Here is a 3,227-nt window from a genome sequence, read left to right as displayed (position 1 = left end):
GGCGATCATCTGCTCGAGCACGCCCTCGCGGTCGCTGGCGGGACCCAGGGTGGCGACGATCTTGGTGCGGCGAACGGGGTCGTGGATCGGGGCATAATGCATGAAGTCTCTCCGCGGAAGCTGGATACGGTCAAGATAACGTCTAAGGGGTAATATTACTACAAAATTGCCTGATACTAAGGTCGTATTCCGGCGTCTTATGATCGAGATGAATCGATACAGCTTGTCATTTTCATGGGATCGGACCCTGTTCTGGCGAATCGTTAGCAGAAGTTTATGTTGTAAAGTTACTAAAAATTGCTTGAGTCTCGGCCTCTCTTGGTTCACATTATGTGGCACACGAGCCGTCGGCCCGCCACACAGGGTCATGTCGAGATGCCGGGAACGTCCTGGGGCCCTCCCGCCCATCGGCTCACCGAACGCCAAGAAGCTGCCACTGGATCGAGAGGAAGACGCCATGACGCTCAAGATCGCTATCAATGGTTTCGGCCGCATCGGCCGCAACGTGCTGCGTGCCCTGTACGAGAACGGGTATCGCCAGCGGGTGCAAATCGTCGCCATCAACGACCTGGGGGATCCGGCGTTGAACGCCCACCTGCTGCGCCACGACACCGTGCATGGCCACTTTCCCTTCGCCGTCGATCACGACGAGGAGAGCCTGAGTGTGGATGGTGATCGCATTGCCATTCTCTCCGAGCGTGAGCCGAGCAAGCTGCCCTGGAAGTCGCTGGGAGTCGATCTGGTCATGGAGTGCACCGGCCTGTTCACCAAGCGCGAGTCGGCGGCGAAGCACCTCACGGCCGGTGCCGGGCAGGTGCTGATTTCCGCCCCCAGCCCCGACGCCGATGCCACCGTGGTGTATGGGGTCAATGAAGACGTGCTGAACGCCGAGCACAAGGTGGTCTCCAATGCGTCTTGCACCACCAACTGCCTCGCCCCGGTGGCCCAGGCGCTCAACGCGACGGTGGGTATCGAGAACGGCCTGATGACCACGGTGCACGCCTACACCAACGACCAGAACCTGTCGGATGTCTACCACAAGGACCCTTACCGAGCCCGCAGCGCCACCCACTCCATGATCCCCACCAAGACCGGGGCCGCTGCCGCTGTGGGGCTGGTGTTGCCGGAGCTGGCCGGCAAGTTCGATGGCTTGGCCGTGCGAGTGCCGGTGATCAATGTCTCCTTGGTGGATCTGACCTTCAACGCGAGCCGCGAGACGACCAAGGAGGAGATCAATGCCATCGTCAAGGAAGCGGCCGCCGCCTCGAAGGTGCTCGCGGTGAATGCCCAGCCGCTGGTCTCCATCGACTTCAATCATGACCCCAACTCCTCGACCTTCGACGCCAACCACACTCGGGTGAACGGCAAACTGGTCAAGGTCATGGCCTGGTACGACAACGAGTGGGGCTTTTCCAACCGCATGCTGGATACCGCCCTGGCCATGCACGCAGCCGGTGGCGAGAAGCGCGCCGCCGCCTGACCGTTTTCCGGGCCGCCATGGACGGCGCCCACCCACGCTGATGCCGGGCCACCATCGTGGCCCGGCGTCGTCTCGTTCAAGGAAGGCCTCACTCCGGGATATGCCAGGTCCGGGGACACTTGTCGCTATGGAACAGCCGCTGGGCGGTGTCGGCGTTACGACGCTCGGCGAGGACCTCACGCCCATCGCTCAGGGCGGCGAGCAGGTCGTCGTCGGGATGGCGCACGGTGAGCAGGGTCAGGTCATCCCGGCGGATCACCTCATAGTCGGCACCCAGGGATTCGGCCAGCGACTCGAGGCGCTCGGAGTCGCCGTCCAGGCATAGCGAAAGGCGCATGGCGCCACTGTCGATCAGGTTGGCATGCAGGCCGGCCTCCACCAGCTGGCCGAGGACGTCGTGCTGGCGCGTTTCGTCCATGAAGGCGAAGTCGCGGGGGTGGACCGTCAGCAGCGTCTGTGTCTCGCGCAGGATGAAGGCGGCTGTCTCATCATCGTGGCGGGTATCGGCGTCGATCATGCTGCCCGGTGCGTCGAGTGCCTCGAAGGAGCGGACCCTTAGCGGGATCGTCTTCTGCTGTAGCGGGCCCAGGGTCTTGGGGTGGATCACCTTGGCGCCGTGCCAGGCCAGCTCCACGGTTTCGGCATAGGAGAGGTGCGCGAGCCGTACGGCGTTGTCGAAGCGCCGTGGATCGGCATTGAAGAGCCCCGGGACGTCCTTCCAGATGGTCACCCCCTTGGCACCGAGGCAGTGGGCGAGGATCGCCGCGCTGAAGTCGGAGCCCTCGCGGCCTAGGGTGGTGGCGACACCCTCCCGGGTGCCACCGATGAAGCCCTGGGTCAGCACCAGTCGGTCATCGCCGATAGCCAGGGCACGCACCCGCTCGGCGGTGGCCTCCCAGTCGACATTGGCGGCCTGGTGACAGGCGTCGGTGATAATCAGCTCGCGGGCATCCTGCCACGCGGTGGGCAGTCCACACGCCTCGAGCCAGGCGGCGACGATGGTGGTGGCGAGCAGTTCGCCGAAGCCGACCGTCTGGTCGTAGTGAAAGGGGCGTGTCTGGTCGACATGCGCCTGATGGCGTCGGTCGAGCTCGTCGATCAGCGCTTCGACCCGCGCCGTCACAGGGTCGGCCTGCGCGCCGAACAGGGCATCGACCGTGTCGAGATGGTCGCGGCGGATGGCCGCGAGCCGCTCGCGATAGGTGGCCTTCTCGCCCTGTCGGGCCGCAGCCAGCAACGCCTCCAGGGCGTTGGTGGTCTTGCCCATGGCGGACATCACCACCACCTGGGGGCGCTGCGGAAGCTCGTCGAGCAGCTCGCCCAAGTGGCGAATGGCCGCGGCATCGCGGATCGAGGCGCCGCCGAACTTGAAGACCTGGGTCATCGTGCGCTCCTTGTTTCCGCGTCCTGTGATGGGGGCTGCCTTGTGCACAGCATAGCGGCAGGGGAGTAAGGGTGGCAGAAGAAAGCGGCAGGGTGCAGCACCTCAGTTCATCGCTGCGGTGGATCGCTGCCTATACTGAGCCGAGTCCGACAGATAAAGGCATGGCGGCTCGGCCAGTGGAAGCCGGGCTGGGAGCCGTTCGAGGATGCGCGCGGCAACGCGGTCATCGACGCCGCTGTCGCCGCGAGCGAAAGCGGAAGGAGATAACGCACATGGCAGACGATTTACGTGACAGCGCCTTGAAGTACCATCGATTCCCCCGCCCCGGTAAGTTGGCGATCCACGCGATCAAGCCCATGGCCA

Annotated in this window: 2 protein-coding genes; one reads left to right on the top strand and one right to left on the bottom strand. The window is 64.3% G+C overall.

The genetic code is table 11. The features are described 5' to 3' along the window. Window positions 1–457 precede the first annotated feature (457 nt). Window positions 458–1,480, top strand: coding sequence for a type I glyceraldehyde-3-phosphate dehydrogenase (gene gap, locus FHR94_RS19350; protein WP_183328388.1), 1,023 nt, complete (start codon window positions 458–460; stop codon window positions 1,478–1,480). An 88-nt stretch (window positions 1,481–1,568) separates the two neighbouring features. Here gap and FHR94_RS19345 read toward each other — a convergent pair whose 3' ends face one another. Continuing rightward, entirely contained in the window at window positions 1,569–2,864 is a 1,296-nt protein-coding gene (locus FHR94_RS19345; RefSeq protein ID WP_183328385.1) for an aspartate kinase, read from the bottom strand. Window positions 2,865–3,227: the final 363 nt, after the last annotated feature.

Source organism: Halomonas cerina, from assembly GCF_014192215.1.
Taxonomy (GTDB): Bacteria; Pseudomonadota; Gammaproteobacteria; order Pseudomonadales; family Halomonadaceae; genus Halomonas; species Halomonas cerina.
Note: the sequence above shows the minus strand (reverse complement) of the source record. Positions and strands in the feature narration are given on the sequence as shown.

Coding starts and splice junctions, on each gene's coding strand:
- gap (WP_183328388.1), top strand. CDS start 458: ATGACGCTCAAGATCGCTATCAATGGTTTCGGCCGCATCGGCCGCAAC.
- FHR94_RS19345 (WP_183328385.1), bottom strand. CDS start 2,864: ATGACCCAGGTCTTCAAGTTCGGCGGCGCCTCGATCCGCGATGCCGCG.